Annotated in this window: 14 protein-coding genes; 3 read left to right on the forward strand and 11 right to left on the reverse strand. The window is 43.5% G+C overall.

Annotated features, from left to right (window positions below):
• Nucleotides 1-6 precede the first annotated feature (6 nt).
• From RAC86_RS11960 to RAC86_RS11985, 6 genes are all read right to left on the reverse strand, one after another.
• Complete coding sequence (locus RAC86_RS11960; RefSeq protein ID WP_072566725.1) at nucleotides 7-984, reverse strand: cation-translocating P-type ATPase; 978 nt, start codon at nucleotides 982-984, stop codon at nucleotides 7-9.
• A gap of 30 nt (nucleotides 985-1,014) precedes the next feature.
• Nucleotides 1,015-2,001: an ABC transporter permease YtrC gene (ytrC, locus tag RAC86_RS11965; RefSeq protein ID WP_072566726.1), complete on the reverse strand. Its 987-nt coding sequence runs from the start codon at nucleotides 1,999-2,001 to the stop codon at nucleotides 1,015-1,017.
• The gene (gene ytrB / locus RAC86_RS11970; RefSeq protein ID WP_003223329.1) at nucleotides 1,995-2,873 is read right to left on the reverse strand and encodes an ABC transporter ATP-binding protein YtrB; all 879 of its coding nucleotides are present in this window, start codon (nucleotides 2,871-2,873) and stop codon (nucleotides 1,995-1,997) included. The genes ytrC and ytrB overlap by 7 nt, the downstream gene beginning before the upstream one ends.
• A complete protein-coding gene (gene ytrA / locus RAC86_RS11975; RefSeq protein ID WP_072566727.1) occupies nucleotides 2,866-3,258 on the reverse strand; it encodes a GntR family transcriptional regulator YtrA in 393 nt (130 codons plus the stop codon). Before ytrA ends, ytrB begins: the two co-directional genes overlap by 8 nt.
• A 32-nt stretch (nucleotides 3,259-3,290) precedes the next feature.
• Nucleotides 3,291-3,428: a hypothetical protein gene (locus tag RAC86_RS11980; RefSeq protein WP_014114864.1), complete on the reverse strand. Its 138-nt coding sequence runs from the start codon at nucleotides 3,426-3,428 to the stop codon at nucleotides 3,291-3,293.
• Between the two features lie 154 nt (nucleotides 3,429-3,582).
• The gene (locus RAC86_RS11985; protein WP_072566728.1) at nucleotides 3,583-3,855 is read right to left on the reverse strand and encodes a YtzC family protein; all 273 of its coding nucleotides are present in this window, start codon (nucleotides 3,853-3,855) and stop codon (nucleotides 3,583-3,585) included.
• A gap of 164 nt (nucleotides 3,856-4,019) precedes the next feature.
• On the opposite strand from RAC86_RS11985, the gene mnmL reads away from it, so the two are divergent.
• Both mnmL and mnmM read left to right on the forward strand, forming a co-directional pair.
• On the forward strand, nucleotides 4,020-4,988 hold the full coding sequence (gene mnmL / locus RAC86_RS11990) for a tRNA modification radical SAM protein MnmL/YtqA (protein ID WP_014114865.1): 969 nt from the start codon (nucleotides 4,020-4,022) through the stop codon (nucleotides 4,986-4,988).
• On the forward strand, nucleotides 4,985-5,569 hold the full coding sequence (gene mnmM / locus RAC86_RS11995) for a tRNA 5-(aminomethyl)-2-thiouridylate-methyltransferase MnmM (RefSeq protein ID WP_014114866.1): 585 nt from the start codon (nucleotides 4,985-4,987) through the stop codon (nucleotides 5,567-5,569). The genes mnmL and mnmM overlap by 4 nt, the downstream gene beginning before the upstream one ends.
• On the opposite strand, the gene tbcS is transcribed toward mnmM, so the two are convergent.
• Nucleotides 5,559-6,665, reverse strand: coding sequence for a tetraprenyl-beta-curcumene synthase (gene tbcS / locus RAC86_RS12000; RefSeq protein WP_014114867.1), 1,107 nt, complete (start codon nucleotides 6,663-6,665; stop codon nucleotides 5,559-5,561). The two genes, mnmM and tbcS, sit on opposite strands and share 11 nt — an antisense overlap.
• Nucleotides 6,666-6,685: 20 nt before the next feature.
• Nucleotides 6,686-7,465 carry a phospholipase YtpA gene (ytpA, locus tag RAC86_RS12005; RefSeq protein WP_041521047.1) on the reverse strand — a complete coding sequence of 260 codons (780 nt, stop codon included), beginning with the start codon at nucleotides 7,463-7,465 and terminating at the stop codon, nucleotides 6,686-6,688.
• Nucleotides 7,466-7,513: 48 nt separating this feature from the next.
• On the opposite strand from ytpA, the gene RAC86_RS12010 reads away from it, so the two are divergent.
• Nucleotides 7,514-8,029 (forward strand): gamma carbonic anhydrase, encoded by a 516-nt coding sequence (locus RAC86_RS12010; RefSeq protein ID WP_041905866.1) that lies wholly within the window; start codon nucleotides 7,514-7,516, stop codon nucleotides 8,027-8,029.
• A 257-nt stretch (nucleotides 8,030-8,286) separates the two neighbouring features.
• Here the strand turns inward: RAC86_RS12010 and alaP are convergent, their stop codons facing one another.
• The 3 genes from alaP to metK all read right to left on the reverse strand — a co-directional run.
• A complete protein-coding gene (gene alaP / locus RAC86_RS12015; RefSeq protein WP_014114870.1) occupies nucleotides 8,287-9,678 on the reverse strand; it encodes an alanine permease AlaP in 1,392 nt (463 codons plus the stop codon).
• Nucleotides 9,679-9,814: 136 nt separating this feature from the next.
• The gene (gene asnB, locus RAC86_RS12020) at nucleotides 9,815-11,713 is read right to left on the reverse strand and encodes an asparagine synthase (glutamine-hydrolyzing) (protein ID WP_377885669.1); all 1,899 of its coding nucleotides are present in this window, start codon (nucleotides 11,711-11,713) and stop codon (nucleotides 9,815-9,817) included.
• A 148-nt stretch (nucleotides 11,714-11,861) separates the two neighbouring features.
• A partial coding sequence (gene metK / locus RAC86_RS12025) for a methionine adenosyltransferase (RefSeq protein WP_377885670.1) occupies nucleotides 11,862-12,930 on the reverse strand: 1,069 nt, incomplete at its 5' end.

A 12,930-nucleotide genomic window follows, 5' to 3' on the forward strand; every position in this document is an offset into this window, starting at 1 on the left:
TCTCCCTTACAACTGTTTTGTTTTTTTATAAATCGCAAAATAACTGATGAAGAAACCAATCACAGCGCCTGCAGCCATGCCGACGACATAACCGGCAAAGCTCTCGCTTGCAGCGTATCCAAAGTAGCCGAAGCCCAAAATGCCAATAATAATGACGATCACTTGCACCGGGCGATCCAATGCTTTCCACAAAAAGAAATTTCCATTTCGTTCATTAGACAGTTTGACGAAACTGATGTAGCCGATGATGTAGAACATGATGCTCATCACAGCTGGAATCACTAAATAATGCGGTGAATCCTCAACCCAGTTTGGAACAACATATGTGATCGGAAATATATACTGCATCCATTCAGGTATAGGGTAATCTAAAAATCCCGCTCTCCCGCCAAAAAGGATATCCATATTAATCGCAGGAAGGGTAATCACTAAAAAAGGCAAGATGGTGACAGTAAATGAGACCAGCAGCTGTGCAAAAATATGGCCTGTCAAAGCTCCTCCAGCCATAACCAAAGAATAAGCCAGCATGCTGATGATGATCATTCCAAGGCTGTAGTGATGAAAATTAGCAACCTGATCAGGCTTCAAAAGCATAACCAGCAAAACAGCTAATCCATACCCCGTGATTTGTGAAACCACAATCACCATTCCGCCCATCATAAACTTTGCGTTAAATATCTGCCCACGTGTATAAGGAAGGCTTAATGTAAAATCAAACAAGCCCTTGCTTCGTTCAATCCCAAGCTGGCTGACCGCCAAAACGACACCCCAAATCCAAAACAGTGAGATAAATGTGCCGTTTAAATAGTTAATCGTAAATACGCAGGTTCCGATCCACTCGTTCTGATTAGCCACGCAGCCTTGATATGAGATGTACGTATTTAAAACGGTAAAAGGATTGCTAAGCATAAATACCAAAAAAATCATGATGAGCAGAGCTTTATTTTGCTTCCACTCTTTATAAAACAGCCCGGAATCCGGCACATCACTTCCCTCCAAACCGAAAGCATGATCTTAATTTTTCGTTTTCTTATAAATGGAGAAGTAGCTCACAAAGAATCCAACCACCGCTCCAATGACCATTCCAAAAATATAACCAATAATGGACTGTCCGGCAGAGTATCCAAATAAACCAAAACCAAGAATACCGAAAGCCATAACCAGAATTTGTACAGGACGATCTAATCTGTTCCAAAGGAAAAAGTGTCCGTTTCGCTCACTTGGATGCTTTTTGAAGCTTATATAGCCAATCAAGTAAAACAGAATGCTCATAGCAGCTGGAATCATTAGAATATATTTACTATCGATAAGCCAGTCACTTGCAACATAACCAACGGGCACAAGATATAATAAATTGCTTGCCAGAGAGAAATAAGCTTCAGGAGAAGGGAACATTTCCCATATACTAACACCAAAAACAATTTCAAAGTTTCCTACCGGCAAAGCAACAATTAAATACGGTAATACCGCTGCAGCAAATGCCGTTAATAACTGGGCAAAAACATTCCCCGTTAATGCACCAGCGGCCATCAACAAACAATAAGCCATAAAACTAATCACGATTACTCCAACACTGCTGTGCTCAAAAAAGTAGACGTGTTCAGGGTTATAGACAAGAATCAGCAGCCATGCGAGTAGAAAGCCAATCAATTGCGACAGCACAATCACAATACCGCCTAACCAAAATTTCGTCTGAAAAATTTGGCTTCTGTTATAAGGGAGGCTTAATATAAAATCCATCGTGCCTTTCGAACGTTCCATTCCCAGGAAGCAAACCGCCAAAATGACACCCGGCACCCAGTTGATATCTATCAGATTGCTCCTATGATAATTTACAATAAAATCACAATATTGCGGGTCTTGATGAGCCAGACACCCTTGATAAGACAAATACGTATTAACGATAGAAAGCGGATTTGCCAGCACTAAAAACACAATACTTAACAAAATCAACACTTGATTCTGCTTCCACTCTCGATAGAGGAGACCTCGGTCTACCATCTCCGCTTCCCTCCAAACTTCGCAATGAATACTTCTTCCAAGTTGACAGGAAGCTCATTCCACACTTTTGGCTTCAGTTCTCTCAAAAAGCTCTTGTTCTCCTCATCGCTTTTCGGGATCAGCACCGTGTAAAACACACCGGCCTGATCGAGCATCGGAATGTTTTGTTCTCTGATGGCCAAATTGACATCTGTATCAAACGCCATTTGAATTTTAATGTATTCTTCTTTTAATTCATCAAGATCCATGACATTTGTCAGCCTGTTATCTTCGAGAAAACCAATTCGGTTGCACATCCGCTCTATGTCCTCAAGCCGGTGAGAGGTAATCAGAATGCTCGTATCACGCTCAGCCACTTCATCGACCATCAGCTGCAGCACATCATGTCTTGTCACCGCGTCTATTCCATCCGTCGGCTCATCAAGGAGAATGAGCGCCGGTCTCGCCGCAAACGACAGAACGAGCGACAGCTGTTTTTTCAAACCTGTCGACAGCTCGCGGTATTTTTTCGTTTCTGGAATTTCATACCTGTTCATCAGCTCATTCGCATACGTAACATCAAATTTCGGATAAATTCTTCTTAGGATATCGACTAGCTGCTTGTATGTATACTTGTCGTAAAAAGGATTTTGAACAGGCATGTAGATGATATTCTGTTTGACCTTCGGATGCTTTTTGATTTCTACGCCATCAAACAAAATCGTCCCGCTGTCGGCGAAAATGATTTGCTGGATTAAGCGAAGCATTGTCGTTTTGCCTGACCCATTGCGGCCGAGCAGCCCGAAGATTTCTCCTTTTTCAATTGTTAATGAAACATCTTTTAATACTTGATTTCCGTCAATCGTTTTTGACAGCTGCCGTAGTTCAATCATTTTCTGCGCCTCCCTTCACATCAGCGCTGATTTCCTTTATCCATTCTTGCAGTTTCTCCAGCTCAACCCCTGCATAGTGTGCATCGATGATGAGCTGTTTGAGTTGCTCTTTAATCATCGTCATCTTCCCTTCAACCAGTGTCGTTTTTGCATTCTCCGATATATAGGTCCCTCTGCCCCGAAGCGTTTCAATAATCCCCTCTCGCTCAAGCTCTTTATACGCTTTGCTGACAGTGTTCGGATTCGCAATAATGATCGTCGCCAATTCTCTGACAGAAGGAAGCTTATCACCAGGCTTCATGATCCCTTTCAAACAAAGCTCTTTCATCTGCTGAATAATTTGTTCGTAAATGGGTGTTGAGCTTCTTGGATCGATTTGAATCATTTACTTCCCTACTTTCTATACGATCTGAACCTTTATAAATAAAACTGATCAATTATACTTTTTTGCCATTCAAAACCGATCATCACAAGAACAAGAAAAAAAGAACAAGCGATCACAGATGCAGCGATCAGCATCGGCAAGTTACGTTTGCTTCGTTTTTTATGTTTCATAACTGCCTCCCTTTAATTTCAATATATAAATGACTTTTCATCAGTGTCTATAGTGTATTACTTCGGTTAGTACACTTAATACAATAAATACTTTGATCCACAAAGTCAATCCCTTTTTACAAAAAAACGGACCCTTATCAAAAGGGTCCGTTTCTTACACATCAAGAGGGTGCTGCAGGATCATATTATTTTGCAAAGCTTGAAGCTGAAGTCTCATTCTGTACAGCTGTTCTCTCTGCTGATCATTTGACGACAGCCACAGCTTATTTAAGGCATTTACCGCATTTTCAAGCTGCATTTGTGCATCACTGTATTCTTGGTCATTATAATGCTCTTGTTTAGAAGCGATTGTCAGCTGTTCTTCAGCATAATCATATGCCTGCATACATTGCTGGAGATGTTCATCTACTGATTGTCTTGTTGCCACAGTAACCCCTCCTCTTGGTAATGGAAATAATCCATCATTCATATTGTAGCCCCATCTCACTTCGTTCAATAAAGTAATTTATGGTCGATATTCATTTGTTCTCTTGTGAAATGCGTGCTACAATTTTAGGATGCTGCAATCGTACGCAAGGAGGCACATGAATTGTGATGCAGAACAATCCTTTTCCTTATTCAAATACGGAAAAACGCTATCATACATTGAATTATCATCTCAGAGAACATTTCGGCCATAAGGTGTTTAAAGTGGCGCTGGACGGCGGCTTTGACTGCCCGAACCGGGACGGCACCGTTGCCCACGGCGGCTGTACTTTTTGCAGCGCAGCAGGTTCCGGCGATTTTGCCGGGAACCGGGCCGATGATTTAATTACGCAATTCCATGACATCAAAAACCGTATGCACGAAAAATGGAAGGACGGCAAATACATCGCTTATTTTCAGGCTTTCACCAACACGCACGCGCCGGTTGAGGTGCTTCGTGAGAAATTTGAATCTGTCCTCGCGCTTGATGATGTGGTCGGCATTTCGATCGCCACACGTCCGGATTGTCTGCCCGATGATGTCGTTGACTATTTGGCAGAGCTGAATGAACGCACGTATTTGTGGGTGGAGCTTGGGCTTCAAACGGTTCATGAACGGACTGCTCTTCTGATCAACCGCGCACATGATTTTAACTGCTATGTGGAAGGCGTCAATAAATTAAGAAAACACGGCATACGTGTCTGCTCGCACATTATCAACGGATTGCCTTTGGAAGACCGTGACATGATGATGGAAACTGCTAAGGCCGTCGCAGATTTGGACGTCCAAGGCATTAAAATTCATCTGCTGCACCTATTGAAAGGCACGCCGATGGTCAAGCAATATGAAAAGGGAAAGCTGGAATTTCTTTCTCAAGATGATTATGTTCAGCTCGTCTGCGATCAGCTTGAAATCATTCCGCCTGAAATGATTGTCCACCGCATTACAGGTGACGGACCGATAGAATTGATGATCGGGCCGATGTGGAGCGTCAACAAATGGGAAGTGCTTGGCGCCATTAATAAAGAGCTTGAAAATCGCGGCAGCTATCAGGGGAAGTTCTTCCAGCATCTTGAGGAGGAATCAGCCCTATGATTTTGAAAAAAATTCTTCCTTACAGCAAAGAACTGCTGAAAATGGCCGCGGGAGAAGGAGATATCGCCGTAGATGCAACGATGGGCAACGGGCATGATACGCAGTTTTTAGCGGAGCTTGTCGGTGAAAACGGCCATGTGTACGCATTCGACATCCAAGAATCAGCCGTGGCCAATACGAAGGAACGGCTCGGTGAGACATATCAAGCGCGAACAACGTTATTTCACAAAAGCCATGACAAAATTGCTGAATCCCTTCCGCCGGAAACACATGGCAAAGTGGCGGCCGCTGTATTTAACCTCGGCTATTTGCCGGGCGGGGACAAATCGATTACAACGAACGGCAATTCAACAATCAAAGCAATTGAACAGCTTCTCAGCATCATGAAAGATGAAGGCCTGATTGTTTTGGTCGTCTATCATGGTCACCCGGAAGGCAAAGCTGAAAAAAACGACGTGCTTGACTTTTGCCGGAACTTGGATCAGCAAGCCGCCCGTGTTTTAACATACGGATTTATCAATCAACAAAATGACCCGCCATTTATTGTCGCCATCGAAAAAAAAGCTCAAATCAGCAAATGATTTGAGCTTTTTTCTTTGAGTTTTTCATCCAGCCCATTTTTTGAAATTTCCGGTAGGCTCTGCCGTTTATATAAAAGAAAAAGGAGGTTTTTCCGCTTGCTTTGATCAGCTTCTTCGCGAGCCGGCCTATTTCCTTTTGGCCAGCCACTTTATCATCTGACAAATAAACGCCCAGCAAGCCGCGATTGATTAAACGATGGAAGTTTTCATGCGGAATGCCTTGTAAATGTTCGTCGGCTTTTTGGATAAAGTGTTCAAGCCGCTTCATCATTTCTTCATGCGACTCGTAATACGAGCAGAAATTTAAGTCCCCTTCCAGCAAGTCCTCCTCTTGATCAATCAAATAATCAAGCAGAATGTGAAGCCCTTGTATGTAAGGAAAATAACTATTGCGGATTTTTTTAGCGGTGTTTTCTGTGAAATCAGGCTGGAACGAATACGCAACAAGACAGAATATGCCTAACGTAGAGCCTGCACAGGCTGAAAATTCATACCATTCCATCTTCTCAGGCAGCTCAGATTCATATTGAGTAAACCACTTCTCAAGCCGCGGAACACGCTCATGCTCAATGACGTGCTTATGCACCTGCAAATCGCAATAATAGCCGCACAGTTCAAGCAGATAAGGTTTAATCATGTCGTAGTGCTCAATTGAACCAAGAACACGCTGGCACGTTTTGACCAGTTCATGCAAATATCCGCTGTCATCCTGTTCTTCTCTGAATTGATAATAATTTTGCGGTTCCGCTCCCACTGTCAGTGCGTCCTGCATTGAGGTGTGGAGCATCCGAAAATCCTGCGGGTCAAGTGAGGTGCTGCGGTCGCACAGATTGTCCAGATAATCACTGATCGTTTGATACGCGATGATAAACTCGACGCATTTCTGCTTTTGATTGCCTGACAATAAGGCCAGTATGCCGCCGCCCTCACAGTGGAACGTTTTGTCTCGAATACTTGCGGTTGCCTGTGCTTTTAATTCACTGTTATAAATTGATTCTGATTTTTGCTTCCAAATGTCCAGCTCTTGATGAACGAGCGGAAATATATCTCGATATACTTTTGCCATCAGTCCAAAAGGATGTTCTGGTACTGTCAACACATGCACCCCCAACTAGTTCAAATATATTGATCAGTAAACGCTCTTGCTGCTTTAAAGACATCTTCTCTTTCGGGTTCATTAAATATTTCATGATAAAGCCCTTCCCACTCTCTGTACGCTTTATTATGGGAAGCTACACCTGAAAACCACTTAATGACCATCGTTTTGTCAACAAGCTTATCGTCACCGGCCTGCATCACAAGAAGCGGCACTCTTAAAAACGCATCTGTCGGCACCATCGCTGACTCAATAGTTTTTAAAAGCTCTCTGTACCATCTGACAGAAACTTTCCTGACGTATAACGAGTCATTTTGGTCGGCCTCGATGACGTCCTCATTACGCGTCGCCATATCAATTGATAATCCCGAATCAACTTTAAGCGACGGAGCGATGACATTCAGGCCTCTGGATGCAAGGTCAAGCGCTTTATTGACTTTAATTTGCAGTCCGAGACACGGTGATGATAAAATAATTCCCGTAATACGGGGATTTCTTTGCTGTTTAAACCATTCAATCGCGACCAGGCCGCCCATGCTGTGACCGAGAAGAAAAACCGGCAGCTCAAAGGTTCGTGCTTTATCTATCCAAGTATCTACTTCATCAATGTATTCTTGAAATGAGCGAATATGACCTCTGGCCCTTGTGGTTGTCCCCTGACCCGGCAAGTCGCCCATGACAACGTGATAACCCGAAGATCTCCACATTTCAATCAGCCATTTATATCGTCCGTGATATTCACTTGCCCCGTGGATCATCACAATCACGGCGACAGGTCTGTCTGCTTTCCAGGTCCACATGCTCTTCACCTCATACGAAATTTAAATAGAGAAAGAAGGATGAATACTATGATCTACCCTTATAAGGAACACATGCCAGATATCCACCCAACAGCCTTTGTAGCTGATAATGCAACCATTACTGGTGATGTCGTTATCGGAGAACAGTCCAGCATTTGGTTTTCTGTTGTCATAAGGGGAGATGTCGCGCCGACTAGAATCGGAAACAGAGTCAATATCCAAGATTTAAGCTGCCTCCATCAAAGCCCGAACCGGACGCTTCTCATTGAAGATGACGCCACGATAGGCCATCAGGTTACACTTCATAGCGCTGTTATCCGCAAGAACGCCTTAATTGGTATGGGCTCAATCATCTTAGACGGAGCCGAAATTGGCGAAGGCGCCTTTATTGGTGCCGGCAGTCTTGTCCCGCCGGGAAAGATCATTCCGCCTGGCCATCTCGCTTTTGGCCGTCCTGCAAAAGTCATCCGCCCTTTGACCGAAGAAGACCGACAAGATATGCAAAGAATACGGTCGGAATATGTAGCAAAGGGCCAATACTATAAATCACTTCAACAAACATAAGACCTGCTTCGTCTTACTTTACCATTTTTCAAATTATGTTTGAAAGCAATAACCATTGTTTACCCGGACGTCATGACAGTTCGGGTTTTGATTTCTCCATAAAACGTTCACATACGGCACAAACGTATGACTTTTATCTTATCATAAAACTTGTTCCGCAACTGTAAGCTACTTCTGCAAAAAACATATTCCTATTCTTTCCTGTTCTCTACTTTCTATGAGCACACACAAAAAGAGCCCGCTGGGAGCTCTTTTGGTCAGCTGATATTTCGTTCGTTGGCAGCAGCCGCATTTTTCTTATGAAAACCTTTTCCATAATACACGGCAAGTAAGATAAGAAACCAAATCGGCCCGACAATCACGGCTACCCTTGTATCGGGACTGTAAGCCATAAGAATAACGACAAATGCTAAAAATGCCAAAGATACATAAGACGTAAACGGAAAGAAAGGCATTTTGTATTTTAAGTGTTTCTTTTCTTCCGGCCGCAAGCTTTTCCGGTATCTAATTTGAGAAAGCAAAATGATCGCCCACGTCCAAATCGCTCCGAATGTCGCAATGCTTGTGACCCAAGTAAACACCTTTGCAGGTACAACATAGTTTAACAGCACTCCGACTAATAAAGCGCCCGCTGAAGCCAGAACAGCTTTACCCGGGATGCCTCCTTTCGTCAGCTGCCCGTATGCTTGTGGTGCCTCACCCTGCTCCGCTAAGTTAAACAGCATCCGCCCTGTGCTGAAAATGCCGCTGTTGCATGAAGACAGCGCAGCCGTCAAGACGACAAAGTTAATGATGCCTGCTGCCGATGGAATGCCCACTTTTTCAAATGTGAGGACAAACGGGCTTCCTTGTGAGCCAATTTCCTGCCATGGGTAAATAGACATAATAACAAATAAAGCGCCTACATAAAAAATCAAAATACGCCAAAATACCGTATCAATTGCTTTGGCCAACGATTTTTGCGGGTTTTTCACTTCACCAGCCGTTACCCCGATCATTTCAATCCCTAAATAGGCGAACATCACCATTTGAAGTGACAATAAAACCCCTTTTATTCCATGTGGGAAAAATCCTCCGTTGTTCCACAAGTTGCTGATTCCGGTTGCAATGCCTCCATTGCCGACCCCTGCGATGATCATCAATAAACCGACAGCAATCATTGATAAGATTGCAACAATTTTAATCAAAGCGAACCAAAATTCCAGCTCTCCGTAAGCTTTGACAGCCAAGAAATTAACACCCGTCATAATGACCAGCGCCGATAATGCCCAAATCCAGTTTGGCACGTCCGGAAACCAGTACCCCATATAAATCCCGACAGCAGTGATTTCAGCCATACAGGTGACAACCCATAAAAACCAGTAGTTCCACCCTGTTAAATAACCTGCAAGCGGTCCCAAATAATCACGGGCATAGCGGCTGAAGGAGCCAGCGACCGGTTTTTGAATGGCCATTTCTCCAAGCGCTCTCATAATAAAAAACATGACCAGGCCGCTTATGGCATACGCTCCCAAAATACCCGGCCCTGCTAATTGAATAGCTGATGCGGAGCCGAGGAACAATCCCACTCCTATAGCAGCCCCTAAAGACATTAAAGAAATATGCCTTTCTTCGAGTCCGCGGTGCAGCTCTTGTTTTTGTTTTTGCATGCTTTCTTCTCCCCTAGAAAAAAATATCAATAAATTATTTTTCTGAATTTTTCGTGTAGATTGGGTAAATCAATGATGATGGAGAAATAAAAGGATAATAACAAGGCTTTCGACGAATCGAAAGCCTTGTTGTCTGTTACACAAAGATGACTTCTTTAGGCTGATGGCTCAGCTCTTCAGGCATATACCGTTTTTCGATATTGATGCTGTGCCAAATCATAAAGATCAGTACAGTCCAGATTTTACGGCTGTTATCAGCCTTGTCCGCACAATGGTCTTCAAGAAGCTGAAGAACATAATCCTTGTGGATATAAGCATCCGTTTGGCTTTCCTGAATCATGTTCCGCACCCATTCGTTCATTTCGTTTTTCAGCCAATGACGAATCGGTACAGGGAAACCAAGCTTTTTGCGGTTTAATACGTGCTCAGGCACAATTCCTTCAGCGGCTTTGCGAAGAAGATACTTCGTCGTGCCGTTCTTCGTTTTCAGCTCATCAGGAATTTTTGAAGCGACGTCAAATACGACTTTATCCAAGAACGGCACACGCAGTTCCAAAGAATTCGCCATCGTCATTTTATCCGCTTTTAACAAAATATCGCCGCGCATCCAAGTATGGATATCGACATACTGCATTTTGTTGATATCGCTGTATGAGCTGCTTTCTGTAAAGTAAGTTTTTGTCACATCACGATATGAAAGATTCGGATTATAATGCTTCAGCAGCTGTTTTTTAACAGATTCCTCGAAAATTTTCGCGTTACCGATATAACGATCCTGAAGCGGAGTACAACCGCGCTCAAGCAGGCTCTTTCCTCTCATACCTTCAGGCATAACAGCCGCAACGTGCAGAAGCATCTTTTTCAGGCCTGACGGAATGCGTTCAAACGGTTTAAGCGAAAGCGGCTCACGGTAAATGTTATATCCGCCGAAGAGCTCATCCGCACCTTCTCCTGATAAAGCAACCGTTACATGTTTTTTCGCTTCTTTTGCAACAAAGTACAACGGAATCGCTGCAGGATCAGCAAGCGGATCATCAAAATGCCATACGATCTTCGGAAGCTCGTTCATGTATTCCTCAGGCGAAATGACTTTACTGATATTTTCAATGCCAAGTGCCGCTGCAGTTTCTTTCGCTACATCGACTTCACTAAAGCCCTGCTGTTCAAATCCGACAGAGAATGTTTTTAAGCTTGGATGAAATTCCTTCGCAACGGATACAATAAAGGAAGAATCAATTCCGCCAGACAGGAATGAACCGACAGGAACGTCACTTCTCATATGAACGTTTACAGAGTCATAGATCGCGTCTCTGACTTCTTTCACAAGCTTATCTTTTTCAGTCTGAACTGGCTTAAAGTTCGCTTTGAAATACGTTTTGAATGTGATATCGCCGTCCGGGCGGATTGTGAACTGTGAACCCGGCTCTACTTTTTTCACATTGGCATCAAGCGTGTTTGGTTCAGGAACGAATTGGAAAGACATGTACTGCTGCAATGCCTCTTTATCTATTTCAATATCATTCTGAGCAACCATTAAACTTTTTCTCTCTGAGGCAAAATAAACCTGATCATTGATCGTTGTGTAGTACAACGGTTTAATGCCGAATGGATCTCTTGCTCCATAAAGCACATGATCGTTTTTATTCCAAATCAGAAAGGCAAACATACCGCGGAGTTTGGACGCCGCTTCTTCTTTGTAGTGACGGTAAGTCGCAAGAAGAACCTCTGTGTCCGAATCCGTGTTGAATGTATACCCCTTTGCTTCAAGTTCTTCTCTCAGTTCAATATAGTTATAGATCTCTCCGTTAAAGATAATCCAATATGTTTCATCTTCATATGATAAAGGCTGTCCGCCATTTTCTACATCAATAATGCTGAGCCGTCTGAATCCGAATCCAACGTGCTCATCATGGAAATATCCATCACTGTCAGGACCGCGGTGAACGATCATTTGGTTCATTTGTTTGATTAGTTCTTCTTGATCAGCGGTTTGAGCTAACGGATGCTTGTTAAAAACCCCGACAAATCCACACATAGTATTGCCTCCATAATTAAAATTGTCATCATTGAACCCCTATTTATAGACGCTGTGAATAGTATTTGGTTTCACGGTTATGTAAAAAAATAAACATGAATACAACGTGAAAAAGGGAAAGCCGCTTAACCAGTAAGCGGCTATAAAGTTATTCTCCTAACGCTTCTTTACGCAGCTGCTCAGCTTTGTCTGTACGTTCCCACGGAAGATCAACATCGTGGCGTCCAAAGTGGCCGTACGCAGCAGTTTGTTTGTAGATCGGACGGCGTAAATCAAGCATTTTGATAATGCCGGCAGGTCGTAAATCAAAGTTATTGCGAACAACTTCAATCAGTTTTTCCTCAGAAGCTTTACCGGAACCGAATGTGTTGATTGAGATTGATACAGGCTGTGCAACACCAATCGCGTAAGCAAGCTGTACTTCGCAAGAATCAGCAAGCTCAGCCGCAACGATGTTTTTCGCAACGTATCTTGCTGCATAAGCCGCAGAACGGTCTACCTTCGTTGCATCCTTACCTGAGAACGCTCCTCCGCCGTGGCGTGCATAGCCGCCGTAAGTATCAACGATGATTTTGCGTCCTGTAAGTCCCGCATCCCCTTGAGGGCCTCCGATAACGAAACGTCCTGTAGGGTTGATGAAATATTTTGTTTCTTCATCAATCAGCTCTTCAGGAACAACCGGATTGATAACATGTTCTTTAATGTTGCGCTGGATTTGCTCAAGCGTAATTTCAGGGTGGTGCTGAGTTGAAATAACAATCGCGTCAATGCGGACAGGTTTGTTATTTTCATCGTACTCAACCGTTACCTGTGTTTTGCCGTCAGGGCGAAGGTATGGAAGAATATCTTCTTTACGGACTTCACTCAGGCGGCGGGCTAATTTATGAGCAAGTGAAATTGGAAGAGGCATAAGCTCTTTCGTTTCGTTGCACGCGTAACCGAACATTAAACCTTGGTCACCCGCACCGATCGCTTCAATTTCTTCGTCGCTCATTGTGCCTTCACGGGCTTCAAGCGCTTGGTCTACACCCATTGCAATATCAGCAGACTGCTCGTCAATTGATGTTAAAACCGCACAAGTTTCCGCATCAAATCCGTATTTCGCACGTGTGTATCCGATTTCTTTAATGGTTTGGCGAACCGTTTTCGGAATGTCAACATACGTAGATGTTGTGATCTCTCCGCTGACAAGCACCAAACCAGTTGTCACAGACGTC

The organism is Bacillus sp. LR_5, from assembly GCF_042709275.1.